The following is a 24,248-nucleotide window of genomic DNA, read 5'->3' as shown; positions in this document are numbered from 1 at the left end:
TACGGGGGCTGTGCCATCCCCCGCCGCCGTGCAAGGGTCGTGGGGCGGGCGCTCTACGGGGGAGCGCCCTGGTACGCAGGCACGGAAGGTGGGGACACGTGACGGTCAACTTGGCCAAGGGTCAGGGCATCAGTCTGGAGAAGGGCGACGGGGGAGCGCTGACGGCGGTCCGGATGGGGCTCGGCTGGCAGGCCGCCCCGCGCAAGCGGGGGCTGCTGGGGCTGGTGCGTCCCCGGGAGATCGACCTGGACGCCTCCGCGGTGCTCTTCAGCGGCAAGAAGTCGGTCGACGTCGTCTTCTTCCAGCACCTCACGAGCAACGACGGCTCGATCCGGCACACCGGGGACAACCTGGTCGGGGGCGCGGGACAGGGGGACGACGACGAATCGATCCTCGTCGACCTCCAGCAGGTGCCCTCGCACATCGACCAGATCGTCTTCACGGTGAACTCCTTCACCGGTCAGACCTTCCAGGAGGTCCAGAACGCCTTCTGCCGCCTGGTCGACGAGACGAACGGGCAGGAACTGGCCCGGCACACCCTGGCCGGCGGCGGCCCGTACACGGCGCAGATCATGGCGAAGGTGCACCGCGCCGACGGGGGCTGGCGCATGACCGCGCTCGGCACGCCCGCGCAGGGCCGCACCTTCCAGGACCTCGTACCGGCGATCCTGCCCCTGCTCTGAGAGCGCGCGAGGGGTGCCGGAGCGGCTGAGTGGGGCCCTTCCGGCACCTCTCCGGGCACCCCCGCCCACCTGCGTCTTTTGGATTCCTTTTACCTTCGCCTTTACATCTCTTGGGTATCGCCGTAGCTTTGTGGGCAGCGGAGGGGAGTACTCCTCAAGCGGCGTACCCGTCAATACGGACCGTTCAGGTCCCGGGGCGTCGGCCACGCGCCCACCGGCCGTGGTGGAAGAGACCTCCGGCAGCGACGAGCTGATCGAATGCCGTGACGTACTGCCGGAGGCGCAGTGAACATCTCTCTCACCGTGTGGCTGATCACGATCGTGGCCCTGCTGGCCATGATCGCGGTCGACTTCCTCATCGGACGCAAACCCCATGAGGTCTCCCTCAAGGAGGCCGGGATCTGGACGGTCGTCTGGGTCGCCCTCGCCTGTCTCTTCGGCGTCGGGCTCCTGGTCTTCGCCGGAGGCAAGCAGGGTGGCGAGTTCTTCGCCGGGTTCATCACCGAGAAATCGCTCAGCGTCGACAACCTCTTCGTCTTCGTGCTGATCATGGCGAAGTTCGCGGTTCCCGCGAAGTTCCAGCAGCGCGTGCTCCTCGTCGGCGTGCTCATCGCGCTGGCCCTGCGGACCGTCTTCATCCTCGCGGGCGCCGCCATGATCGAGAATTTCTCGTGGATCTTCTACCTCTTCGGCGCCTTCCTCCTCTACACCGCCTGGAAGCTCATCAAGGAGGCCCGCGAGGACGACGGGAGCGAGGAGGAGTTCGAGGAGAACAAGCTCCTCAAGTCCCTGGAGACCCGCTTCGGCGTCGCCGACAGGTACCACGGCACGAAGCTCTTCGTCCGGCAGCACGGCAAGCGGATCATGACGCCGATGCTCGTCGTGATCCTCGCCATCGGCACGACCGACGTCCTCTTCGCCCTCGACTCCATCCCGGCGATCTTCGGGCTCACGCAGGACCCGTACATCGTCTTCACCGCCAACGCCTTCGCGCTGATGGGGCTGCGCCAGCTCTACTTCCTCATCGGCGGACTGCTCAAGAAGCTCGTCCACCTCAGCTACGGCCTCTCGGTCATCCTCGGCTTCATCGGGGTCAAGCTCGTGCTCCACGCCCTCCACGAGAGCGGCGTACACGTCCCCGAGATCCCGACGGCCGTCTCGCTCGGCGTCATCGTCGCCGTCCTCGCGGTCACGACCGTCACGAGCCTGCTCGCCACCCGCAGGCAGCGCGAGGCCGGGAAGACCGCAGCGAGCGATCCCGAGCACGCCGCGGTGGGCACGGGCACCGAGCGGCAGCGGCACACAGACGCGGCCCAGCCGTCCAGGGACGGGGACGACGGGGCCGGACCGAGGCGCTGACCGCACGCGGCGCGCCTCACGCGTGGTCCTCGCCCGCTCATGGGGACGGGCGGGGACCACGCTTCTTCCTGCCGGGGACCGGCGTGATAGACCTCGGTCGAGCTTCAGCCCAGGACCGGAGGACCCCATGCCGCACACCTTCACGACCGCCCCGCTCATGGTGCTCAACGGGCCCAACCTGAACCTCCTCGGCAAGCGGCAGCCCGAGGTCTACGGCACCGACACGCTCGCGGACGTCGAGGCGCTGTGCGCCCGTACCGCGCAGAAGCTCGGCGGCCGCGCGGACACCCGGCAGAGCAACCACGAAGGGCAGCTCGTCGACTGGGTGCACGAGGCGCGCGAGCACCACTGCGGCATCGTGATCAACCCCGCCGCGTACACGCACACCTCCGTCGCCCTCCTCGACGCGCTCCAGGCCTGCGAGGGCCTGCCCGTCGTCGAGGTCCACCTCTCGAACATCCACAAGCGCGAGCAGTTCCGGCACCACTCCTACGTCTCGCTGCGTGCCGACGCCGTCATCGCGGGCTGCGGCATCCAGGGCTACGAGTTCGCCGTTGAGCGCGTCGCCGCGCTGCTGGGCTGACGGCTCCCTGCCGCCCGGAGGGGAACGGGCCCCGTACGGGAACGGGCCCCGTACGGAACGAGCATCCTTGCCCGTACGGGCGCGGGGCGTCACCAGCCCCGCGCCCGCCATTCCGCGAGGTGGGGGCGCTCGGCGCCGAGCGAGGTGTCGTCGCCGTGGCCCGGGTAGACCCAGGTCTCGTCCGGCAGGGGCGCGAAGACGCGCTCCTCCACGTCGCCGATGAGCTGCGCGAAGGCCGCCGCGTCGCCGTGCGTGTTGCCGACGCCGCCAGGGAAGAGGGAATCGCCCGTGAAGATGTGCGGGGCGCCGTCCGGGTCGTCGTAGACGAGCGCGACCGAGCCCGGGGTGTGGCCCCTCAGGTGCCGTACCCCCAGTTCCACCCGGCCCACCCGCACCACGTCCCCGTCGTCGAGCGGGACGTCCGTGGGCACCGGGATGCCCGCCACGTCCTCGCGCCCCGCGCACGTCAGCGCCCCGGTCGCGGCGACGACCTCGGCGAGCGCCTGCCAGTGATCGGGGTGCCGGTGGGTCGTGACGACCGTGCGCACGCCGTCGGGCCCGATGAGCCGGAGCAGGGTCTGTGGCTCCGCCGCCGCGTCGATCAGCAACTGCTCGCCCGTCTCCCGGCAGCGCAGCAGGTAGGCGTTGTTCTCCATCCGGCCGACGGCGACCTTGGAGATGATCAGCTCGCCCAGTTCGTGCGCCTCGGCGGGCCCGCCCACCCGCACCTTTCCGCTGTACGTCATGCGGCACACCCTAGAACGCCCCACTGACAGCCCCGGGGACCGCCCGTGACGGCGGCGTCCCGCGCGCCGTTGTGACGGTGGGCACAGTCGGGAGGGGGCCGGGCGCGTCCCCGGCGGGCCCTGCGCGTCAAGCCACCTCCGCCACCTTGACTCGTACGGGTGAAGAAGTCCGGAGGCGGCTCAAAATCGAAAGTGCGTGCTATACGCTCGGAGGTGCGGTCACGAGGCATGCTGGAAGGGACGACCGGGACGGGGTGGCAAACCCTGCGGAATCACCACGGTTCCCCCGGTGTTCTCGACAGGGGCGGTGGCGGCGCGATCGCGCAGGCGCCCCGTCCCCGTGACAGCCCATCGCCGGGACGGCGCGCGCGGACCGGACCGCAAGGTCCCGTACCGCGGGCACAGACCCGTCCGTGCCCGATGGTCCAGACATTTCCCGAAGCGGGGTGCGCCCGGCTTCACCGATCAGAAAGGTGCGGACCGGCGTGGCCGACCGTCTCATCGTCCGTGGAGCACGCGAGCACAATCTGCGGAACGTCTCGCTCGACCTCCCCAGGGACTCCCTGATCGTCTTCACGGGACTCTCCGGCTCGGGCAAGTCATCCCTCGCGTTCGACACGATCTTCGCCGAGGGGCAGCGGCGTTACGTGGAGTCGCTCTCCTCGTACGCCCGGCAGTTCCTCGGCCAGATGGACAAGCCGGACGTCGACTTCATCGAGGGGCTCTCGCCGGCCGTCTCGATCGACCAGAAGTCCACCTCGCGCAACCCGCGCTCCACGGTCGGCACGATCACCGAGGTCTACGACTACCTCCGCCTGCTCTTCGCGCGCATCGGCAAGCCGCACTGCCCCGAGTGCGGGCGCCCCATCGCCCGCCAGTCGCCGCAGCAGATCGTCGACAAGGTCCTCGGCCTGCCCGAGGGCAGCCGCTTCCAGGTCCTCTCGCCGCTCGTGCGCGAGCGCAAGGGCGAGTTCGTCGACCTCTTCGCCGATCTCCAGACCAAGGGCTACAGCCGCGCCCGCGTGGACGGCGAGACCATCCAGCTCAGCGAGCCGCCCCAGCTCAAGAAGCAGGAGAAGCACACGATCGAGGTGGTCGTGGACCGCCTCACCGTCAAGGAGAGCGCCAAGCGCCGCCTCACCGACTCGGTCGAGACCGCCCTCGGTCTCTCCGGCGGCATGGTCGTCCTCGACTTCGTCGACCTCGACGCCGACGACCCCGAGCGCGAGCGGATGTACTCGGAGCACCTGTACTGCCCGTACGACGATCTCTCCTTCGAGGAGCTGGAGCCCCGCTCCTTCTCCTTCAACTCGCCCTTCGGCGCCTGCCCCGAGTGCACCGGTATCGGTACGCGCATGGAGGTCGACCCCGAGCTGATCGTCCCCGACGAGGACAAGTCGCTCGACGAGGGCGCCATCCACCCCTGGTCGCACGGGCACACCAAGGAGTACTTCAACCGCCTCGTCGGCGCGCTCGCCGACGCCCTCGGCTTCCGCACCGACATCCCCTGGGCCGGACTGCCGCAGCGCGCCAAGAAGGCGCTGCTGCACGGGCACCGCACCCGCATCGAGGTCAGCTACCGCAACAGGTACGGGCGCCAGCGCACGTACACCACCGCTTTCGAGGGCGCGGTGCCCTTCGTGAAGCGCCGCCACTCCGAGGCCGAGAGCGACACGAGCAGGGAGCGCTTCGAGGGCTACATGCGCGAGGTTCCGTGCCCGAGCTGCCACGGCACCCGGCTCAAGCCGATCGTGCTCGCGGTCACGGTGATGGGGAAGTCCATCGCCGAGGTCTCCGCGATGTCGATCACCGACTGCGCGGACTTCCTCGCCGAACTGCGGCTCAACGGGCGGGACAGGAAGATCGCCGAGCGCGTGCTCAAGGAGGTCAACGAGCGGCTGCGCTTCCTCGTCGACGTCGGCCTCGACTACCTCTCGCTCAATCGCGCGGCCGGCACGCTCTCCGGCGGCGAGGCCCAGCGCATCCGGCTCGCGACGCAGATCGGCTCCGGTCTCGTCGGCGTCCTGTACGTACTCGACGAGCCCTCCATCGGGCTGCACCAGCGCGACAACCACCGGCTCATCGAGACCCTCGTGCGCCTGCGCGACATGGGCAACACGCTCATCGTCGTCGAGCACGACGAGGACACGATCAAGGTCGCCGACTGGGTCGTCGACATCGGCCCGGGCGCCGGTGAGCACGGCGGCAAGGTCGTGCACAGCGGCGAACTGCCCGGCCTGCTCAGCAACAAGGAGTCGCTGACCGGGCAGTACCTCTCCGGGCGGCGCGCCATCGCCGTCCCCGAGGTGCGGCGCCCCGCCGACCCCAAGCGGAAGCTGACCGTCTTCGGCGCGAAGGAGAACAACCTCCGCGACATCGACGTCTCCTTCCCGCTCGGTGTCCTCACGGCCGTCACCGGGGTCTCGGGCTCCGGCAAGTCCACGCTCGTCAACGACATCCTGTACACGCACCTGGCGAGGGAGCTGAACGGCGCCCGCTCGGTGCCCGGTCGGCACACCCGGGTCTCCGGCGACGACCAGGTCGACAAGGTCGTGCACGTCGACCAGTCGCCCATCGGCCGCACCCCGCGCTCCAACCCGGCCACGTACACCGGTGTCTTCGACCACGTCCGCAAGCTCTTCGCCGAGACCACCGAGGCGAAGGTGCGCGGCTACCTGCCGGGCCGCTTCTCCTTCAACGTCAAGGGCGGCCGCTGCGAGAACTGCTCAGGCGACGGCACGATCAAGATCGAGATGAACTTCCTCCCGGACGTCTACGTGCCGTGCGAGGTCTGCCACGGCGCCCGGTACAACCGGGAGACCCTGGAGGTCCACTACAAGGGCAAGTCCATCGCCGAGGTCCTGGACATGCCCATCGAGGAGGCGATGGACTTCTTCGAGGCCGTGCCCTCCATCGCGCGCCACCTGCGCACACTCAACGACGTCGGCCTCGGCTACGTCAGGCTCGGCCAGTCCGCGCCGACCCTCTCCGGCGGCGAGGCGCAGCGCGTCAAGCTCGCGAGCGAACTCCAGAAGCGCTCCACGGGCTCCACGGTCTACGTGCTCGACGAGCCCACGACGGGGCTGCACTTCGAGGACATCAGCAAGCTGATCAAGGTGCTGTCCGGGCTGGTCGAGAAGGGCAACACCGTGATCGTCATCGAGCACAACCTCGATGTGATCAAGACGGCCGACTGGGTCGTCGACATGGGCCCCGAGGGCGGCAACGGCGGCGGCACGGTGGTCGCCGAGGGCACCCCCGAGGAGATCGCCCAGGAGCCCGAGAGCCACACCGGCCGCTTCCTGAAGGAAGTACTCGGCACTCCTGCGGCCCCCGCGCCCGCCCGCAAGACCACCGCGCGCAAGCGGGCCACGAGCAAGACGGCCGGCCAGATCGTCACGGGCCAGGGCGCCGCACGCAAGGCGGCCGCCCCGCGGGCGACGAAGACGGCCAAGACCGCCAAGTCCGCGGCGGCGAAGCGGGCGACGGCGAAGGACTGAGTCCCTGGGGGAGGAGCACCTCCACCGGGGCGGGGCGGGGCGGGAGCGGCACACGCGGTACGTGTCGCTCCCGCCCCGCCCTCATGCGTGCCCGCGCCGGGGGCGGACCCGGCCTCAGCTCAGGCCGAGTTCGCGTGCGTACGGGGGCTGGGCCCCCGCGCGGGAACAGGTGAGCGCGGCGGCACGGGCCGCGAAGCCGAGGACGTCCCGCCAGCCCTCCTCGCCGAGCGCGGCCACCGCGTCACGGTGCAGCGGGCCGAGCGCGTCCATGCGGTGCAGGAGCGCCGCGTTCACCGTGTCGCCCGCGCCGATCGTGTCCACGACGTCGACGGGGACCCCCGGCACGGAAAAGTGCTCACCCTTACGGGTGGTGACGTGCAGCCCGTCCCCGCCCCGCGTCACGACGACGGCGGCAGGACCCGCCGTCGCCCACCCCGCCACGTCGTCCCCGAGCCAGGCGGCGTCCTCCTCGGAGAGCTTCAGCAGGTCGACGTACGGGAGCCAGGAGCGGAAGCGGGCCCGGTAGGCGTCGGGATCGGGGATGAGCCCGGCCCGGATGTTCGGGTCGAGCAGCGTGAAGACCCCCGCCGCCGACTGCTGCCGCAACAGCTCCTCGTACGCGCTCGCGCCGGGCTCCAGGACGAGCGAACACGTCCCGAAGCTGATCGCCCGCACCCCCTCGGGAAGCGCGCCGGGCACGGTGAAGAGCCGGTCGGCCGTGCCCTGCGCGTAGAACGAGTAGCCCGCCGAACCCTGCGCGGTGAGCGTCGCCACCGCGAGCGTCGTCGGTTCGGGGCCCCGTTGTACGGGAGCGGTGTCGACACCGGCCGTGCGCAGCCCTTCGAGCAGCGCCGTGCCGAAACCGTCCGTCGACAGGCGCGAGCAGAAGCCGACCTCGGCGCCGAGCCTGCCGAGCGCGACCGCCGTGTTGTACGGGCCGCCGCCCGGGCAGGGCACCAGCGGGGCCAGCGGCCCCTCCTCCGCCGGCCCCGAGGGGCGCGGCACGAGATCGATGAGGGCCTCTCCAGCGACGAGGAACACGGTGCATCCTTTCGCCCGGGCGGTGCCGGGAGGGACGTGCGAACGGGCCGCACCGAGTTTTCCACAGCGCCGGCCGCTCATCCGATGATCAACCCGGGTTCTCCACAGGCGGAGCCGGAGCCGCCCGGACTGTCGCAGGGCGCAAGTAGGGTGTGTGACATGGCCGATCCGTCCAGCTACCGCCCCGCACCGGGACAGATCCCGGACTCGCCGGGCGTCTACCGATTCCGCGACGAGCACCGCAGGGTGATCTACGTCGGGAAGGCCAAAAGCCTGCGCCAACGCCTGGCCAACTACTTCCAGGACCTGGCGGGCCTGCACCCGCGCACCCGCACGATGGTCACCACCGCGGCCTCGGTGGAGTGGACGGTCGTTTCCACGGAGGTCGAGGCGCTCCAGCTGGAGTACTCCTGGATCAAGGAGTACGACCCCCGGTTCAACGTCAAGTACCGCGACGACAAGAGCTACCCGTACCTCGCCGTCACGATGAACGAGGAGTTCCCGCGCGCGCAGGTCATGCGGGGCGCCAAGCGCAAGGGAGTGCGGTACTTCGGGCCCTACGGGCACGCCTGGGCCATCCGCGACACCGTCGACCTGCTCCTGCGCGTCTTCCCCGTACGCACCTGCTCCGCAGGGGTGTTCAAGAACGCGGCCCGCACGGGGCGCCCCTGCCTCCTCGGCTACATCGACAAGTGCTCGGCCCCCTGCGTGGGACGTATCTCGCCCGAGGACCACCGCGACCTCGCCGAGGACTTCTGCCACTTCATGGCCGGCCACACAGGCACCTACCTGCGCCGCCTCGAACAGCGCATGACCGAGGCCGCCGAGGACATGGAGTACGAGCGCGCCGCCCGGCTCAGGGACGACATCGGCGCCCTCACCCGCGCGATGGAGAAGAGCGCCGTCGTCCTCGCCGACGCCACCGACGCCGACCTCATCGCGCTGGCCCAGGACGAGCTGGAGGCGGCCGTGCAGATCTTCCACGTACGCGGCGGGCGTGTGCGCGGGCAGCGCGGCTGGGTCACCGACAAGGTCGAGGCGGTCACGACGGGCGACCTCGTCGAGCACGCCCTCCAGCAGCTCTACGGCGAGGAGCGCGGCGACTCGGTGCCGAAGGAGGTCCTGGTTCCCGCGCTGCCCGAGCCCGTGCAGCCCGTCCAGGAGTGGCTGAGCGAGCGGCGCGGGGCCCAGGTCTCGCTGCGCGTGCCCCAGCGCGGCGACAAGCGCGCGCTCATGGAGACCGTCGAACGCAACGCGCAGCAGTCCCTCGCACTGCACAAGACCAAGCGCGCCTCCGACCTCACGACCCGCTCCCGCGCCCTGGAGGAGATCGCCGCCGCACTCGACCTCGACGGGGTGCCGCTGCGGATCGAGTGCTACGACATCTCGCACCTCCAGGGCGACGACGTGGTCGCGTCGATGGTCGTCTTCGAGGACGGGCTCGCCCGCAAGAGCGAGTACCGGCGCTTCCAGATCAAGGGCTTCCAGGGCCAGGACGACGTGCGTTCGATGCACGAGGTCATCACCCGCCGCTTCCGCCGCTACCTCGCCGAGCGCGAGAAGACGGGGGAGTGGACGGAGGAGGAGCTGGACGGTCCGGTGGAGACCGGCGGTCTCGACGAGGACGGGCGCCCCAAGCGCTTCGCGTACCCGCCGCAGCTCCTCGTGGTCGACGGCGGACAGCCGCAGGTCGCCGCCGCGCAGCGGGCCCTGGACGAACTCGGCATCGACGATGTCGCGATCTGCGGGCTCGCCAAACGACTGGAGGAGGTCTGGGTCCCGGGCGAGGAGGACCCGGTCGTGCTCCCGCGCAGCAGCGAGGGCCTGTACCTGCTCCAGCGCGTCCGCGACGAGGCGCACCGCTTCGCCATCACCTACCAGCGCAGCAAGCGCGCCAAGCGCTTCCGGGCCGGTCCGCTCGACGAGGTCCCGGGGCTCGGCCAGGCCCGCAAGCAGGCCCTCCTCAAGCACTTCGGCTCGGTGAAGAAGCTGCGCGCGGCGACGATCGAGCAGATCTGCGAAGTCCCCGGCATAGGACGCAAGACCGCGGAGACGATCCTCGCCACCTTCGCCCGCAGCGAGCCGGGCGCCCCGGCGATCAACATGACGACGGGCGAAATCCTGGACGACGGTGCGGGGGAGGCGGCGGTCGAGCCGACGGAGCCGGACGACGCGCGGCCGTCGGCCGACGGCGAGGGGTCCCGCGACGGTGACGGCGAGCCCGTCGCACCACGGGCGGCGCGGGGACCGGAGCGTACGGGCGGTACGCCGGACGTGCGCGGGCGGGACGGGCACGACGAAGCGACCGGGACTCCCGGAGGGACGCGCGAGGAGCGCGAGCCGGAAGACCCCGGGGAGAGCGCGGGAGGTGGCCCGGCGCCGGAGGAACACGGTGCGGCCGGTCCGGCGCCCGCCGCGCCCCCGGAGGACGAGCGCGCCGAAGCCGCCGGGACCCGGGAACCGGGGCACGAGGAGCGAGAACCGGCGGGTGCGCCAGGGGCGGGTAACGAAAGGGATACGCCCCGTGAGCAAGGTGAGCCCGCGGGGCCTGGGACCGCTCCCGAGGGCGGCTTCGCGTCGCGGGGGACGCCGGGGCATTCGACGTGGCAGGCTTCGGCGAGCACGATGGAGTACGGAACCTCCGCGGGAGGACCCGGGGACGAGGGCGTCTCCGCGCACCCCGGAGCCCCCACGGACCGGGACGAGCGCACGCCGGACCACGGCGCCCCGGGCGGCAGGCCGACGGCAGGCCCGGCCGAGCAGGCGCACCCCGCCCCTGACCAGGGCGGCACGGGCGACGGCACCCCCGCCGGCGCCTTCGGCGCGCGGCGGGACGACGCGGACGACGACGGCCGTACGACGGACGGTGGCAGAACAGATGCAGCAGGAAGAACGGGACGGAGCGCAACAGGTGAGCACGGCCACGAGCAGTGAACCGGGGGAGACGGGGGAGACCCCGATCCCCGAGCTGGTGATCATCTCCGGCATGTCGGGGGCGGGCCGCAGCACCGCCGCGAAGTGCCTGGAGGACCTGGGCTGGTTCGTCGTCGACAACCTGCCGCCCGCGCTCATCCCCACGATGGTCGAACTCGGCGCCCGCTCCCAGGGCAACGTGGCGAGGATCGCCGTGGTCGTGGACGTCCGCGGCCGGCGCTTCTTCGACAACCTCCGCGAATCGCTCGCCGACCTGGAGAGCAAGCACGTCACGCGCCGGATCGTCTTCCTGGAGTCCTCCGACGACGCCCTCGTGCGCCGCTTCGAGTCGGTGCGCCGCCCCCACCCGCTCCAGGGCGACGGCCGCATCGTCGACGGCATCGCCGCCGAGCGCGATCTGCTCCGCGAACTCCGGGGCGACGCCGACCTCGTGATCGACACATCCAGCCTCAACGTCCACGAACTACGCGCGAAGATGGACGCCCAGTTCGCCGGCGAGGAGGAGCCGGAACTGCGGGCCACGGTCATGTCCTTCGGCTTCAAGTACGGGCTCCCCGTCGACGCCGACCTCGTCGTCGACATGCGCTTCCTGCCCAATCCGCACTGGGTCCCCGAACTGCGTCCCTTCACGGGACTCAGCGAGGAGGTCTCGAACTACGTCCTCAGCCAGCCCGGGGCCAAGGAATTCCTCGACCGCTACACCGAGTTGCTCCAGCTCGTCGCCGCGGGCTACCGGCGCGAGGGAAAGCGGTACGTGACGATCGCCGTCGGCTGTACCGGCGGGAAGCACCGATCCGTCGCGATGGCCGAGAAGCTCGCTTCGCGACTCGTCTCGGAAGGGGTGGAGACCGTGGTCGTCCACCGGGACATGGGCCGCGAATGAAGGGAAGGCCCGGTCGCGTCCGCCGCCTGCGCCGGCAGGACGCGGGCCCCGCGCCCCGGCCCCGGCGGCGCGGGACCCAGCCGAAAGTGGTCGCACTCGGCGGCGGCATGGGGCTGTCCGCCTCGCTCGCCGCGCTGCGCCGCATCACGGGCGAGCTGACCGCCGTCGTCACCGTCGCCGACGACGGCGGCTCCAGCGGGCGCCTGCGCGACGAACTCGGCGTGCTGCCACCGGGCGACCTGCGCAAGGCGCTCGCCGCGCTGTGCGGGGACGACGACTGGGGCCAGACCTGGTCCCGGGTGATCCAGCACCGCTTCGCGAGCCAGGGCGAGCTGCACGGCCACGCGGTCGGGAACCTTCTCATCGTCGCGCTGTGGGAGCAGCTCGGGGACCACGTGGCCGCGCTCGACCTCGTCGGCACCCTGCTCGGCGCCCACGGCCGGGTGCTCCCGATGTCGGCAGTCCCGCTCGAACTCCAGGCCCTGGTACGGGGACACGACCCCGAGCGGGCCGAGGAGGTCCAGCTCGTACGGGGCCAGGCCACGGTGGCGCTGACGCCCGGCGAGGTGCAGTCCGTGCACGTCGTGCCCACCGACCCGCCCGCCGTGCCCGAGGCGGTCGAGGCGGTGCTCGACGCGGACTGGGTCGTGGTCGGTCCCGGGTCCTGGTTCTCCTCCGTGATCCCGCACCTGCTCGTCCCCGAACTCCTCGACGCGCTCACCAGGACGAGGGCCAGACGGGTGCTTTCGCTCAACCTCGTTCCGCAACCGGGAGAAACCGAGGGCTTCTCCCCGCAGCGTCATTTGGAGGTTTTGGCCCGACACGCACCTAAACTCGCCTTCGACGTGGTGCTGGCCGACGAGGCAGCCGTACCTGACCGCGCCTCGCTCGTCGAGGCCGCAGAGCGGTTCGACGCAACGGTGGAGCTGGCCCCGGTCGCCCGGCCCGACGGCGTTCCGCGGCATGACCCGGAGCTGCTGGCAGCCGCGTACGACCGTATTTTTCGGATGCATGGAAGGATCGGCCCATGGCGATGACGGCGGCGGTCAAGGATGAAATCTCGCGGCTGCCCGTGACCCGGACCTGCTGCCGGAAGGCGGAGGTCTCGGCGATCCTGCGCTTCGCCGGGGGGCTGCACCTGGTGAGCGGGCGCATCGTGATCGAGGCGGAACTCGACACGGGCATCGCGGCCAGGCGGCTGCGCAAGGACATCCTGGAGATCTTCGGACACGCGTCGGACCTCGTGGTGATGGCGCCTTCCGGACTGCGGCGCAGCTCCCGCTATGTCGTCCGGGTGGTCAGCGGTGGCGATCAGCTCGCGCGGCAGACCGGGCTCGTGGACGGCAGGGGGCGCCCCATCAGGGGCCTGCCGCCGCAGGTCGTCTCAGGTGCCACGTGCGATGCGGAGGCCGCGTGGCGGGGGGCGTTCCTCGCCCGCGGTTCGCTCACCGAGCCGGGCCGTTCCTCCTCTCTTGAGGTCACCTGCCCCGGCCCGGAGGCCGCGCTCGCGCTCGTCGGTTCCGCGCGGCGGCTCCAGATCGCGGCGAAGGCGCGCGAGGTGCGGGGCTCCGACAAGGTCGTCGTACGGGACGGGGACGCGATCGGCGCGCTGCTCACCCGGCTCGGAGCGCACGAGTCGGTGCTGGCCTGGGAGGAGCGCAGGCTGCGCCGCGAGGTACGCGCGACGGCGAACAGGCTCGCCAACTTCGACGACGCCAACCTGCGCCGCTCCGCCCGCGCGGCGGTGGCCGCGGGGGCGCGCGTCGGGCGGGCCCTGGAGATCCTCGGCGAGGAGGTGCCCGAGCACCTCGCCGCGGCGGGCCGGCTCCGCATGGAGCACAAGCAGGCGAGCCTCGAAGAACTCGGCGCGCTCGCCGACCCGCCGCTCACGAAGGACGCCGTCGCGGGGCGTATCCGCCGCCTTCTCGCGATGGCCGACAAGCGCGCGACGGACCTCGGCATCCCCGGTACGGAGGCGTCCTTGACGGAGGAACTGGCCGACAGCATCGCGGGTTGAGCCGCCGTCGGGCCGTTACGGTGGCTGGTGGGCACTCACGAGCCGCGCCATGAGAGAAACGTGACGCCCCGTTCCCGCCCCGCCCGTCGGGCCCCATGACGCGGGTCGGCCCGCCCTGCGGCAGCGCGGCGCCATCGACGACGGGCCGTCAGGGCGCGAGCGCGCGGCCGCGTGCGGGAGGGCGGGGGTGCGGCGGGCGGTGTGTCCCCTCGTCACTTCGCGCGGGCGGTGTGTCGCCCCGCTGCCCCGCGTGCGGCCCGGCCTCCGGCCTGGCCGGGCGGGCGAGCCGGCGCGCTTGTACCTCTGTACGCGCGCGTACACCCGCGCGTGCCTCCCCCGTTGTGGACGCCCGGAACTTCGCGCCGCCGTACGGGGACAGGCGCGCTCCGCGCGGATGCTGCCGCCAATCCCCGGCGGGCGGCGGCGTGCTCAGGCGTCCCAGCCGCCGTACGGCACGGTGATCACCTCCAGGGCGTGGCCCGAGAGGTCCACGAAGGAGACGCCGCAGGTCGGCGTAGTGCCCGATGCCGCGCCGCGTGATCCGCGCGTACGCCACCGCGAACTCCTCACCGGAGGCGAGGAGGGCCGAGGAGGGCGAGGAGGGCGAGGAGGACCCACTCGGCGTCGATCGCCGGTCCGGGCAGGCAGGCGACGGGCCGTGGCCGTTCCCGTCCCGGGCGGCAATGCGGTTGCTCCCGCTAAAGCGAAGCGGACGCGGCGTCGGTAATCCGTCCGGCTGATCCTCCGGCCGCTCCCGAGAGGAATTCGTGGTGGGGGTGCGAGAGGTATTCCGGAAGGTGTTCCACGCTCATTTCCGTATCGCCCGCGCTCCTTTGTGCGCACGAACGAGCGGGAAGCGGAACGAGTGAGCGCAAGATGTTCGGAATTCGGTCACTGTTCCGTTCCTTGAGATGGAGGGCCGGGGTATCGGTGCAGGTCGGAACGGGTGGGAACGGGAGAGGAATGAGAGATTCCGCTTCCTTGGACGGGATGTTCGCCGCTTGTTCCCCGGGTGGCGGGGAAAGCGAAAAGGTGGTAGCGAAGGGGCGTTACTGACGGGTAGAAAGCGTCTCGGTCGCCAAGCCATGCTCAATGTCACCCGGCAGGCCCATGCGAGGTAGGGTCAGAGGCGGTCGGGGACATCCCATACAACTCGCCGGCGTCGAAAACCGGCGTACCAACGAGGAGATCGGTTCGTGACGATCCGCGTAGGCATCAACGGCTTCGGCCGCATCGGGCGCAACTACTTCCGCGCGCTGCTCGCGCAGGGTGCGGACATCGAGGTCGTGGCTGTCAACGACCTCGGTGACACCGCGACCACCGCCCACCTGCTCAAGTACGACACGATGCTCGGCACCCTGAGCGAAGAGGTCTCGCACACCGCCGACACCATCACCGTGGGCTCGCGCACCATCAAGGTGCTCTCCGAGCGCAACCCGCAGGACATCCCGTGGGGTGAGCTGGGTGTGGACATCGTCATCGAGTCCACCGGCATCTTCACGAAGAAGGCCGACGCCGAGAAGCACATCGCGGGCGGCGCCAAGAAGGTCCTGATCTCGGCCCCGGCCAAGGACGAGGACATCACGATCGTGATGGGCGTCAACGAGGACCAGTACGACGCGGCGAAGCACAACGTCATCTCGAACGCCTCCTGCACCACCAACTGTGTGGCGCCGATGGCGAAGGTTCTCGACGAGAACTTCGGCATCAAGCGGGGCCTGATGACCACGGTCCACGCGTACACCAACGACCAGCGCATCCTTGACTTCCCGCACAAGGACCTGCGTCGCGCCCGTGCCGCCGCCGAGAACATCATCCCGACCACCACGGGCGCGGCGAAGGCGACCGCGCTGGTCCTCCCGCAGCTCAAGGGCAAGCTGGACGGCCTCGCGATGCGCGTGCCGATCCCGGTCGGCTCGGTCACCGACCTCGTGGTCACGCTGGAGCGCGAGGTCACCAAGGACGAGGTCAACGCGGCCTTCGAGAAGGCGGCCCAGGAGGGCCCGCTCGCGGGCAAGCTGGTCTACACGACCGACCCGATCGTCTCCTCGGACATCGTCGGCACCCCGGCCTCCTGCACCTTCGACTCGGCGCTCACGATGGCCGAGGGCGACCAGATCAAGATCATCGGCTGGTACGACAACGAGTGGGGCTACTCGAACCGTCTCGTGGACCTCACGGTCTTCGTCGGCGAGAAGCTCTGAGCCGGTAAGCAGCACTGATCGCGGGCCGCTGAGGCACCTCGATGCGGACAGGGTCCGGGCGGCGCGACTCGCGCGGCACGGGCCCTGTCCCCGTGCGGGGCGACGGCAGCGGCGCCCGCGTTCCGCGTACGGGCCGAAGCCGCTCCGTACGCGCTGAGCCACCGCGCACGCGGAACGGCGCGCACAGGCCCGTACCCCGGGAGCCGGGCGGGCCCCGTACCCGGGCGGCGCGCGTCCCCCGTCCGGGGGACCGCGCCGCACCGCGCGGAGGGCGGCGACCTACGCTGCCTCTCGCGGCCGGCCCGGTCGCCCCGCCGCCCCAGCCGCCACCGCCGGCGCGCCCTTCGCCACCGTCAGCCAGCCAAGGAGTCTGCAAGTCCCATGAAGACGATCGACGAACTCATCTCGCAGGGAGTGTCCGGCAAGCGGGTCTTCGTCCGCGCCGACCTCAACGTGCCCCTCGCGGACGGTGTCATCACCGACGACGGCCGTATCCGCGCCGTCCTGCCGACCCTCGCCGCGCTCGTCGAGGCCGGTGCCAAGGTCATCGTCGCCTCGCACCTCGGCCGCCCCAAGGGCGCGCCCGACCCCGCCTTCTCGCTGCTGCCCGCCGCCGAGCGGATCGGTGAACTGCTCGGCCGTCCCGTGGCCTTCGCGCAGGACACCGTGGGTCCCGCCGCGCACGAGGCCGTGGACGGCCTGGAGCCCGGTCAGCTCGCCGTCATCGAGAACCTGCGCTTCAACCCCGGCGAGACCAGCAAGGACGACGCCGAGCGCGGCGACTTCGCCGAGCGGCTCTCGCACCTCGCCGACGTCTACATCGGCGACGGCTTCGGCGCCGTGCACCGCAAGCACGCCTCCGTCTACGACCTGCCGAAGCTGCTCCCGCACTACGCGGGTTACCTCATCGCCACCGAGGTCGGCGTCCTGAAGAAGCTCACCGAGGACGTCCAGCGCCCCTACGCCGTCGTCCTCGGCGGTGCCAAGGTCTCCGACAAGCTCGGCGTCATCGACCACCTCCTGGAGCGCGCCGACCGCATCCTCGTCGGCGGCGGCATGGTCTTCACGTTCCTCGCGGCCAAGGGCTACGAGGTCGGTGCCTCGCTCCTCCAGGAGGACCAGATCCCGGTCGTCCAGGAGTACCTCAAGCGCGCCGCGGAGAAGGGCGTCGAGTTCGTGCTCCCGACCGACGTCGTCGTCGCGCGCAGCTTCCCCGACCTCAAGGCCAAGGCGCCCACCGAGCACGAGACGGTCGCCGCCGACGCCATCCCCGCCGATGGCATCGGCCTCGACATCGGCCCCGAGAGCCAGTCGCTCTACGCCGCCAAGCTCGCCGACGCGAAGACGGTCTTCTGGAACGGCCCGATGGGCGTCTTCGAACACCCCGACTTCGCCGCCGGTACCCGCGCCGTCGCGCAGGCGCTCGTCGACAGCGAGGGCTTCACCGTGGTCGGGGGCGGCGACTCGGCCGCGGCCGTCCGTATCCTCGGCTTCGACGAAAGCGCTTTCAGCCACATCTCGACCGGCGGCGGCGCCAGCCTCGAATATCTTGAGGGCGCAAGCCTGCCCGGCCTCGCCGCACTGGAGGACTGAACACCCGTGACCACCCGCACTCCGCTGATGGCGGGCAACTGGAAGATGAACCTCAACCACCTTGAGGCCATCGCGCACGTCCAGAAGCTCGCCTTCGCCCTCTCCGACAAGGACTACGAGGCCGTCGAGGTCGCGGTCCTCGCACCCTTCACCGATCTGCGCTCCGTGCAGACCCTGGTCGACGGCGACAAGCTGAAGATCAAGTACGGCGCCCAGGACGTCTCCGCGCACGACTCGGGTGCGTACACCGGGGAGATCTCCGGTGCCATGCTCGCCAAGCTCAAGTGCACGTACGTCGCCATCGGGCACTCCGAGCGGCGCCAGTACCACCACGAGACCGACGAGCTGATCAACGCCAAGATCAAGGCCGCCTACAAGCACGGCCTGACCCCCATCCTCTGCGTCGGCGAGGAGGAGCAGGTCCGCGAGGCGGGCGAGCACGTCGCGCACACCCTCGGCCAGGTCGAGGCCGCGCTCAAGGACCTGCCCGCCGAGCAGGCCGCCACGATCGTCGTCGCCTACGAGCCCGTGTGGGCCATCGGCACCGGCAAGGTCTGCGGTCCCGACGACGCGCAGGAGGTCTGCGGGGCGATCCGCGGCAAGCTCGCGGAGCTGTACGGCCAGGAACTCGCCGACGCCGTCCGCATCCAGTACGGCGGCTCGGTCAAGGCGGCGAACGTCGCCGAGATCATGGCGCGCCCCGACATCGACGGCGCGCTCATCGGCGGTGCCTCGCTCGACACCGACGAGTTCGTCAAGATCGTCCGCTTCGGCGAGCAGTGAGGGCCTCCGCCTCCCGCACCGCCTGATCGCGGCTGTGAGCTGCGGTGAGTAGGCGCCGGGGCGGATCGCCAGTACCCTGACGGGGGCCGGACCGCGTCCGTGCGGCGCGCCGGCCCCCGTCCTCCGCCAAGAGACGGCCCCGCCCCGGCGGGGACCTCTCCCGAGAAATTCGCTGAAAGTAGGGTCAAGCCGTGGTTATGGGGTTCTCGATCGCCCTGATCGTCTTCAGCCTGCTGCTGATGCTGCTCGTGCTGATGCACAAGGGCAAGGGCGGTGGCCTCTCCGACATGTTCGGCGGCGGCATGCAGTCCTCGGTCGGCGGTTCCTCGGTCGCCGAGCGCAACCTCGACCGGATCACCATCGTGCTCGGTCTGTGCTGGTTCGCCTGCATCGTCGTGCTCGGGCTGCTGATGAAGTTCGACAACTGAGGGACGAAACACACCCACCGGGGAGCGCGCGCTCCTTGCCCGGTACGCCGCGGAAGGACGCGGCCTATCATGGTGACTCGCGCCCCGGGTGGGTGTAACTCCCTTCTGGGGGTGCGCGTTGGGCCGTGCACGTACACAAACCCCGTACGTGCACGAGGCGCCCGCGGCGGAGTGCGTGGCCCGGTCCCGGGCGCGGCGCCCCGCGGCACCATCACGCAGGGAGTTACGACCGTGGCAAGTGGCAACGCGATCCGGGGCAGCCGGGTCGGGGCGGGCCCGATGGGTGAGGCCGAGCGCGGCGAGTCGGCCCCGCGCCTGCGCATCTCCTTCTGGTGCGCCAACGGGCACGAGACGCAGCCGAGTTTCGCGAGCGACGCGCAGGTCCCCGACACGTGGGACTGCCCCCGCTGCGGTTTCCCGGCGGGGCAGGACCAGGAGAATCCACCGGACCCGCCGCGCAACGAGCCCTACAAGACCCACCTCGCGTACGTGCGGGAGCGGCGCAGCGACGCCGACGGCGAGGCGATCCTCGCGGAGGCGCTGGCGAAGCTGCGGGGGGAGATCTGAGGCGGAGGACCGGCGGCCCGGGCCGCGGAACGGGCCCGCTGCCGCGAAGACGTCGACGGCCGGGTACCTGAGGGCGCCCGGCCGTTCGCGTGCGCGGGGCAGGGCGACGTGCGTCGGGGCGCCTGGGATCTGCCGCGCCGATCCGGCCAAGGGTTCGCTGTTTCCGCAGGTCAGGGCGATTGTCCGTGGGTGCGGTTACAGTCCGCGCAGACGAGAGGCCGTGCGCACCCTGGCGTGCGGCGTGTCAGCGGGACGGGGGCAGGCGCCGTGGCGGAGGCAGCCGTGGGCGGGGCGCGCGAGAGCGCGCCCGCGTGGCGTGGCGGGTTCGGCCGGTTGTGGGGGGCGGCGGCCGTCTCGTCCTTCGGGGACGCCGTACGGGCCGCCGCGCTGCCCCTGCTCGCCACGACCCTCACGCGTGAGCCGCTGCTCATCGCCGCCGTCTCGGCCTGCGGGTACCTCCCCTGGCTGCTCTTCGGGCTGCTCGGCGGGGCCCTCGCCGACCGCGTCGACCAGCGGCGCGCGATGGTCGCCGTGGATCTCGTACGGGGCGTGCTCGTCGCGGTCTTCGCGGTCGCCGTCGCGAGGGGCCACGCCACGATCGGGCTGCTCCTCGCCCTCGCCTTCGCGCTCACGAGCATGGAGACCCTTTTCGACAACGCCGCGACGGCCCTCCTGCCCGCGCTCGTCCCACCGGAACAACTCGGCCGCGCCAACGGCCGGTTGATGACCGGGCAGCAGCTCGTCAAGACCGTCGCGGGGCTCCCCGCCGCGCCCCTGCTCCTGGCCGGGGGCGCCGCGCTGCCCTTCGCCACCGACGCGGCGAGCTACCTCGTCGCGGCCGTGCTCGTCGGCCCCCTGCGCCGGGTCCTGCCCGGGCGACCACCGAGACGCGCCGGGTCCACGCTGCGCGCCGAGATCGCCGAGGGCCTGCGCACGCTCGCCGGGGACCGGGCGCTGCGCGGGCTCTGCGCCGCCACGACGCTGTGCAACATCGGTGTCGCCTCGCTCGTCGCGACCCTCGTCCTCGTCAGCGGCCGCCACCTGCACCTCGGCACCACCGGGTACGCGCTCCTCCTCACGGCGTACGGGGTCGGCGGGATCTGCGGCGGCCTCCTCGCCACGCCGCTCGCGCGCCGCGTCGGTCAGGCCCGCACCGTGCTCCTCGCGGGGACCGGGCAGATCCTGTGCCTCCTCGTCCTCGGCCTCGCTCCCGGCGGGCTCGTGGCCGGGGCCGCCCTCGGGGTGTTCGGCGGGCTCGGCATGGCGTGGAACGTCAGCTCGCGCACGCTCATGCAGCGTGCCGTGCGACGGGAACTGCTCGGCCGGGTCTCTGCCGCCTTCCGTACGTGCGCGGTCGCGGGGGCGCCGCTCGGCGCGCTCACCGGAGGGGCCGTCGTGCGCTGGTGGGGCCCTGCCGCGCCGCCCTTCCTCGCCGCCGTGTTCTTCGTGCTCTCCGTCCTCGCCCTGCTGCCCGCCGTGCGGGCGGTGGCGGGTGGAGCGCCCCGGGAATCAGGGGGTGGCTCGCCGTTGCTGACGAAGAAGGACACCGGCGATGCCGGGGTACCCGTATCGCGCAGTGGCCAAGGCGGCCCGGACGACGCCTGATCGTTTAGGTTGGGGGCCGGCGGGGCGGTACGTATGGACGAAAGAAGGCAGAAGTCCCTGATGAACGCGGAAAGCCGGACCCGGCTCAACCAGACGCCCGAGTGGAACGCCCTCGGCAAGCACCGGGACGCCCTCGGCGAGGTGCGGTTGCGGGAGCTGTTCGACGCCGATCCCGAGCGGGCCTCGCGGTACCGCCTGACGGCCGGTGACCTCTATCTGGACTACTCCAAGCACCTCGTGACGGACGAGACGCTCGACCTGCTCCGTCAGCTCGCGCGGGCGACGGGCGTCGAGAAGCTGCGGGACGCGATGTTCCGCGGCGACAGGATCAACACGACCGAGGACCGCGCGGTGCTGCACACCGCGCTCCGCGCCCCGCGCGACGCCGTGATCGAGGTCGACGGCGAGAACGTCGTCCCGGCCGTGCACGCCGTGCTCGACAAGATGGCGGCCTTCGCCGAGCAGGTGCGCTCCGGGGCCTGGACCGGGCACACCGGCAAGCGCATCAAGAACGTCGTCAACATCGGCATCGGCGGCTCCGACCTCGGGCCCGCGATGGCCCACGAGGTGCTGCGCCCGTACACGGACCGCTCGCTGACCGTCCGTTTCGTCTCCAACGTCGACGGCGCCGACCTGCACGAGGCCGTGCACGACCTCGACGCGGCCGAGACGCTCTTCATCATCGCGTCGAAGACCTTCACGACGATCGAGACGATCACCAACGCGACCTCCGCGCGCTCCTGGCTCCTCGACGCGCTCGGCGCCGGGCAGGAGGCCGTCGCCAAGCACTTCGTCGCGCTCTCGACCAACGCGGGGAAGGTCTCGGACTTCGGCATCGACACGGCCAACATGTTCGAGTTCTGGGACTGGGTCGGCGGCCGGTACTCGTACGACTCCGCGATCGGCCTCTCGCTCATGATCGCGATCGGCCCGGACCGCTTCCGCGAGATGCTCGACGGCTTCCACCGGATCGACGAGCACTTCCGCACCGCCCCGATCGAGGAGAACGCGCCCTTCCTCCTCGGCCTCCTCGGCATCTGGTACGGGAACTTCCACGACGCGCAGTCGCACGCCGTGCTCCCGTACTCGCACTACCTCTCCAAGTTCACCGCCTACCTCCAGCAGCTCGACATGGAGTCCAACGGCAAGTCCGTGGACCGCGAGGGACGCCCGGTGCAGTGGCAGACGGGTCCCGTCGTCTGGGGCACGCCGGGGACGAACGGGCAGCACGCCTACTACCAGCTCATCCACCAGGGCACGAAGCTCATCCCGGCCGACTTCATCGGCTTCGCGCGGCCCGTGGACGAGCTGGAGCCGCAGCTCGCCGACCAGCACGACCTGCTCATGGCGAACTTCTTCGCGCAGACGCAGGCGCTCGCCTTCGGCAAGACCGCCGAGGAGGTACGGGCCGAGGGCGTCGCCGACGACCTCGTCCCGCACAAGACCTTCCGCGGCAACCACCCGACGACGACCCTGCTCGCGCCCGAGCTGAGCCCGTCCGTGCTCGGGCAGCTCATCGCGCTCTACGAGCACAAGGTGTTCGTGCAGGGCGCGGTGTGGGACATCGACTCCTTCGACCAGTGGGGTGTCGAACTGGGCAAGGTGCTCGCCAAGCGGGTGGAGCCGGCCCTCACCGAAGGCGCGGAGGTCCCGGGGCTCGACGCCTCGACGCAGGCGCTCGTCGCGAAGTACCGGGAGCTGCGCGGGCGCTGACGGCCCCGGGAAAAACCGTGTGCGGTGGCGGGGCGGGTCGGTGAGACTGGGCGCGTCCCGCCCCCGTACGAGAGGTGAATTCCTGTGGAGACCCATCCGGCCCTGGGCGCGCTCGCCGACCCCGCGCGGCTGCGGCTCTTCGCCCGCCTCGTCCTCGGCGAGCGCGTCGAGAACGCGCCGCGCGCCCAGCTCGTGCCGCTCCTGCACGCGGGCCTCGTCCGCCGCGACGGCGACGGCACGCTGCGGGCGCGCCCCAGCGCCTTCCGTACGGCCGCGTCCGACGCGGCGTCCACCGCCGCGTCCGGGCGGCTGCCCGCGTGGGTGCCCCCGCACCTGGCCGGGCACTTCCGCGAGGGCCGCCTCAGCTCCGTACCGGCGAAGCAGCGCGTGCGCGCGGAACTCCTGACGCGCCTGGCCGAGGCCGAGTTCGCGCCGGGCCGCGCGTACACGGAGGACGAGGTGAGCGAGACGCTCGCGCGCTACAGCGCCGACCCGTCCGCACTGCGCCGCTACTGCGTCGAGTACCGCGTCCTGACGCGCGAACGGGACGGGAGCGGGTACCGGCTGGGCGAGGGCGGGACGCGGGCCGCGCACCTGGCGGCGGTGGCCTGAGACGGTGGCCGTCGAGCTGGAGTTGCACGTGCGGCGGCCTCGGGGCGGGAAGCGGTCCCGTGAGTCGCTGTCGCACGGGTCGTATGCGCACGGTGAGGCCCGGGTGGCGGTGCTTCCCGCGTACGAGCCGCACGGTTCTTCGCGCCTCGCCTGGATCGACCCGTACGGTGACACGTTCTTCGACGAGCAGGCCGCGGAGATCGCGCACGGCGAGGCGCTCGCGTTGCTCGCGGAATGCCGGGACGCGCGCGGGCGGGCGGCGCTGGGCGACCTCGTCGAGGTGCTCGCCCGATGCGTGCGGACGCCGGGCAGCCGGGTGTGGTGCGCGGGGGACTGAGGGCGGGGTGTCGCGGGGGCCGGCCGAGGGCGGGACGCGGGCGGCGCACCTGGCGGCGGTGGCCTGAGGCGGTGGGGGACCGCGCACGGGGGTGCCGGTCAGGCGGTGACGCGGATCAGGGTCTGCTGGCCGGAGGCGATGAGTTTCTCCCGGCCGTCCTGGGTGCCGAAGACCTCCAGGCGGCACACGGTGAGCGTGCGTCCGGGGCGCAGCACCGTGCCCACCGCCACGATCTCCTCGCCGGCCGCGGGGGAGAGCAGGTTGAGTTTGTACTCGACCGTGAGGACCTCGGAGTCCTCCGGGAAGAGGGTGAGGGCCGCGTAGCCCCCCGCGCTGTCCGCGACGGCGCTCGTGGCACCGGCGTGGATGTAGCCGTGCTGCTGGCCGACCTCGGGGCGGTGGGGCAGCGCGATGTGGACGCGGCCGGGAGCGATGAGGGTCAGGCGGGCCCCGAGGTGGCGCATCAGTCCCTGGCGGGCGAAGCTGTCGCTGATGCGGGCGCGCGTCTTAGGGGACGCCTCCGCGTTCTCCTCGGGCACGGTGTTCTCGCGGGCGGGCTGCTCTCGCATCGTCTCTCCTGTGCGGTGGCGCGGCGGGAGACACACCCTAGGGCGGGTACGCGCGAAGGCCCGCGCCGGGGAGTCCGGTGCGGGCCTTCGC

General features: G+C 71.6%; 20 protein-coding genes. 17 read left to right on the top strand and 3 right to left on the bottom strand.

Going from position 1 to position 24,248, the window contains the following annotated elements; genetic code table 11:
• Positions 1 to 98: 98 nt before the first annotated feature.
• The 3 genes from ACQYWQ_RS05830 (at position 99) to aroQ (ending at position 2,625) form a co-directional block, all read left to right on the top strand.
• Entirely contained in the window at positions 99 to 683 is a 585-nt protein-coding gene (locus tag ACQYWQ_RS05830; RefSeq protein ID WP_431032819.1) for a TerD family protein, read from the top strand.
• 285 nt (positions 684 to 968) lie between these two features.
• Positions 969 to 2,042, top strand: a complete 1,074-nt coding sequence (locus ACQYWQ_RS05825; RefSeq protein WP_431032818.1) for a TerC family protein — start codon at positions 969 to 971, stop codon at positions 2,040 to 2,042.
• A 127-nt stretch (positions 2,043 to 2,169) separates the two neighbouring features.
• Entirely contained in the window at positions 2,170 to 2,625 is a 456-nt protein-coding gene (gene aroQ, locus ACQYWQ_RS05820; protein ID WP_431032817.1) for a type II 3-dehydroquinate dehydratase, read from the top strand.
• Between the two features lie 89 nt (positions 2,626 to 2,714).
• Here aroQ and ACQYWQ_RS05815 read toward each other — a convergent pair whose 3' ends face one another.
• Positions 2,715 to 3,371 carry an MBL fold metallo-hydrolase gene (locus tag ACQYWQ_RS05815; RefSeq protein WP_431032816.1) on the bottom strand — a complete coding sequence of 219 codons (657 nt, stop codon included), beginning with the start codon at positions 3,369 to 3,371 and terminating at the stop codon, positions 2,715 to 2,717.
• A 485-nt stretch (positions 3,372 to 3,856) separates the two neighbouring features.
• Between ACQYWQ_RS05815 and uvrA the strand changes: the two genes are divergently transcribed.
• A complete protein-coding gene (gene uvrA / locus ACQYWQ_RS05810; RefSeq protein ID WP_431032815.1) occupies positions 3,857 to 6,871 on the top strand; it encodes an excinuclease ABC subunit UvrA in 3,015 nt (1,004 codons plus the stop codon).
• 114 nt (positions 6,872 to 6,985) lie between these two features.
• On the opposite strand, the gene ACQYWQ_RS05805 is transcribed toward uvrA, so the two are convergent.
• A complete protein-coding gene (locus tag ACQYWQ_RS05805; RefSeq protein WP_431032814.1) occupies positions 6,986 to 7,912 on the bottom strand; it encodes a carbohydrate kinase family protein in 927 nt (308 codons plus the stop codon).
• A gap of 159 nt (positions 7,913 to 8,071) precedes the next feature.
• Between ACQYWQ_RS05805 and uvrC the strand changes: the two genes are divergently transcribed.
• The 13 genes from uvrC (at position 8,072) to ACQYWQ_RS05740 (ending at position 23,588) form a co-directional block, all read left to right on the top strand.
• Positions 8,072 to 10,846: an excinuclease ABC subunit UvrC gene (uvrC, locus tag ACQYWQ_RS05800; protein ID WP_431032813.1), complete on the top strand. Its 2,775-nt coding sequence runs from the start codon at positions 8,072 to 8,074 to the stop codon at positions 10,844 to 10,846.
• Positions 10,791 to 11,729: an RNase adapter RapZ gene (rapZ, locus tag ACQYWQ_RS05795; protein ID WP_431032812.1), complete on the top strand. Its 939-nt coding sequence runs from the start codon at positions 10,791 to 10,793 to the stop codon at positions 11,727 to 11,729. Before uvrC ends, rapZ begins: the two co-directional genes overlap by 56 nt.
• Positions 11,726 to 12,766, top strand: coding sequence for a gluconeogenesis factor YvcK family protein (locus ACQYWQ_RS05790; RefSeq protein WP_431032811.1), 1,041 nt, complete (start codon positions 11,726 to 11,728; stop codon positions 12,764 to 12,766). The genes rapZ and ACQYWQ_RS05790 overlap by 4 nt, the downstream gene beginning before the upstream one ends.
• The gene (gene whiA / locus ACQYWQ_RS05785) at positions 12,757 to 13,746 is read left to right on the top strand and encodes a DNA-binding protein WhiA (RefSeq protein WP_431032810.1); all 990 of its coding nucleotides are present in this window, start codon (positions 12,757 to 12,759) and stop codon (positions 13,744 to 13,746) included. Before ACQYWQ_RS05790 ends, whiA begins: the two co-directional genes overlap by 10 nt.
• A 1,196-nt stretch (positions 13,747 to 14,942) precedes the next feature.
• Complete coding sequence (gene gap / locus ACQYWQ_RS05780; RefSeq protein ID WP_431032809.1) at positions 14,943 to 15,950, top strand: type I glyceraldehyde-3-phosphate dehydrogenase; 1,008 nt, start codon at positions 14,943 to 14,945, stop codon at positions 15,948 to 15,950.
• A gap of 381 nt (positions 15,951 to 16,331) precedes the next feature.
• Positions 16,332 to 17,543, top strand: a complete 1,212-nt coding sequence (locus tag ACQYWQ_RS05775) for a phosphoglycerate kinase (RefSeq protein ID WP_431032808.1) — start codon at positions 16,332 to 16,334, stop codon at positions 17,541 to 17,543.
• Between the two features lie 6 nt (positions 17,544 to 17,549).
• Entirely contained in the window at positions 17,550 to 18,326 is a 777-nt protein-coding gene (gene tpiA / locus ACQYWQ_RS05770) for a triose-phosphate isomerase (protein WP_431032807.1), read from the top strand.
• Between the two features lie 191 nt (positions 18,327 to 18,517).
• Complete coding sequence (gene secG / locus ACQYWQ_RS05765; RefSeq protein ID WP_431032806.1) at positions 18,518 to 18,754, top strand: preprotein translocase subunit SecG; 237 nt, start codon at positions 18,518 to 18,520, stop codon at positions 18,752 to 18,754.
• Between the two features lie 231 nt (positions 18,755 to 18,985).
• Positions 18,986 to 19,321, top strand: a complete 336-nt coding sequence (locus ACQYWQ_RS05760) for an RNA polymerase-binding protein RbpA (RefSeq protein ID WP_078655075.1) — start codon at positions 18,986 to 18,988, stop codon at positions 19,319 to 19,321.
• A 267-nt stretch (positions 19,322 to 19,588) separates the two neighbouring features.
• The gene (locus tag ACQYWQ_RS05755; protein WP_431032805.1) at positions 19,589 to 20,926 is read left to right on the top strand and encodes an MFS transporter; all 1,338 of its coding nucleotides are present in this window, start codon (positions 19,589 to 19,591) and stop codon (positions 20,924 to 20,926) included.
• Positions 20,927 to 20,986: 60 nt separating this feature from the next.
• Entirely contained in the window at positions 20,987 to 22,639 is a 1,653-nt protein-coding gene (pgi, locus tag ACQYWQ_RS05750) for a glucose-6-phosphate isomerase (protein WP_431032804.1), read from the top strand.
• Positions 22,640 to 22,723: 84 nt separating this feature from the next.
• Positions 22,724 to 23,251, top strand: a complete 528-nt coding sequence (locus ACQYWQ_RS05745; protein WP_431032803.1) for a DUF2087 domain-containing protein — start codon at positions 22,724 to 22,726, stop codon at positions 23,249 to 23,251.
• 103 nt (positions 23,252 to 23,354) lie between these two features.
• Complete coding sequence (locus ACQYWQ_RS05740; RefSeq protein WP_431032802.1) at positions 23,355 to 23,588, top strand: hypothetical protein; 234 nt, start codon at positions 23,355 to 23,357, stop codon at positions 23,586 to 23,588.
• A 98-nt stretch (positions 23,589 to 23,686) separates the two neighbouring features.
• Here ACQYWQ_RS05740 and ACQYWQ_RS05735 read toward each other — a convergent pair whose 3' ends face one another.
• Positions 23,687 to 24,157: a PaaI family thioesterase gene (locus ACQYWQ_RS05735; protein ID WP_431032801.1), complete on the bottom strand. Its 471-nt coding sequence runs from the start codon at positions 24,155 to 24,157 to the stop codon at positions 23,687 to 23,689.
• Positions 24,158 to 24,248 lie beyond the last annotated feature (91 nt).

Origin of the sequence: Streptomyces sp. P6-2-1 (assembly GCF_050613165.1) — a bacterium.
Lineage (GTDB): Bacteria > Actinomycetota > Actinomycetes > Streptomycetales > Streptomycetaceae > Streptomyces.
This window is presented reverse-complemented; position numbering and strand designations above follow the sequence as displayed.

Coding starts and splice junctions, on each gene's coding strand:
- ACQYWQ_RS05815 (WP_431032816.1), bottom strand. CDS start 3,371: ATGACGTACAGCGGAAAGGTGCGGGTGGGCGGGCCCGCCGAGGCGCAC.
- rapZ (WP_431032812.1), top strand. CDS start 10,791: ATGCAGCAGGAAGAACGGGACGGAGCGCAACAGGTGAGCACGGCCACG.
- ACQYWQ_RS05735 (WP_431032801.1), bottom strand. CDS start 24,157: ATGCGAGAGCAGCCCGCCCGCGAGAACACCGTGCCCGAGGAGAACGCG.
- whiA (WP_431032810.1), top strand. CDS start 12,757: ATGGCGATGACGGCGGCGGTCAAGGATGAAATCTCGCGGCTGCCCGTG.
- ACQYWQ_RS05775 (WP_431032808.1), top strand. CDS start 16,332: ATGAAGACGATCGACGAACTCATCTCGCAGGGAGTGTCCGGCAAGCGG.
- uvrC (WP_431032813.1), top strand. CDS start 8,072: ATGGCCGATCCGTCCAGCTACCGCCCCGCACCGGGACAGATCCCGGAC.
- aroQ (WP_431032817.1), top strand. CDS start 2,170: ATGCCGCACACCTTCACGACCGCCCCGCTCATGGTGCTCAACGGGCCC.
- ACQYWQ_RS05790 (WP_431032811.1), top strand. CDS start 11,726: ATGAAGGGAAGGCCCGGTCGCGTCCGCCGCCTGCGCCGGCAGGACGCG.
- pgi (WP_431032804.1), top strand. CDS start 20,987: ATGAACGCGGAAAGCCGGACCCGGCTCAACCAGACGCCCGAGTGGAAC.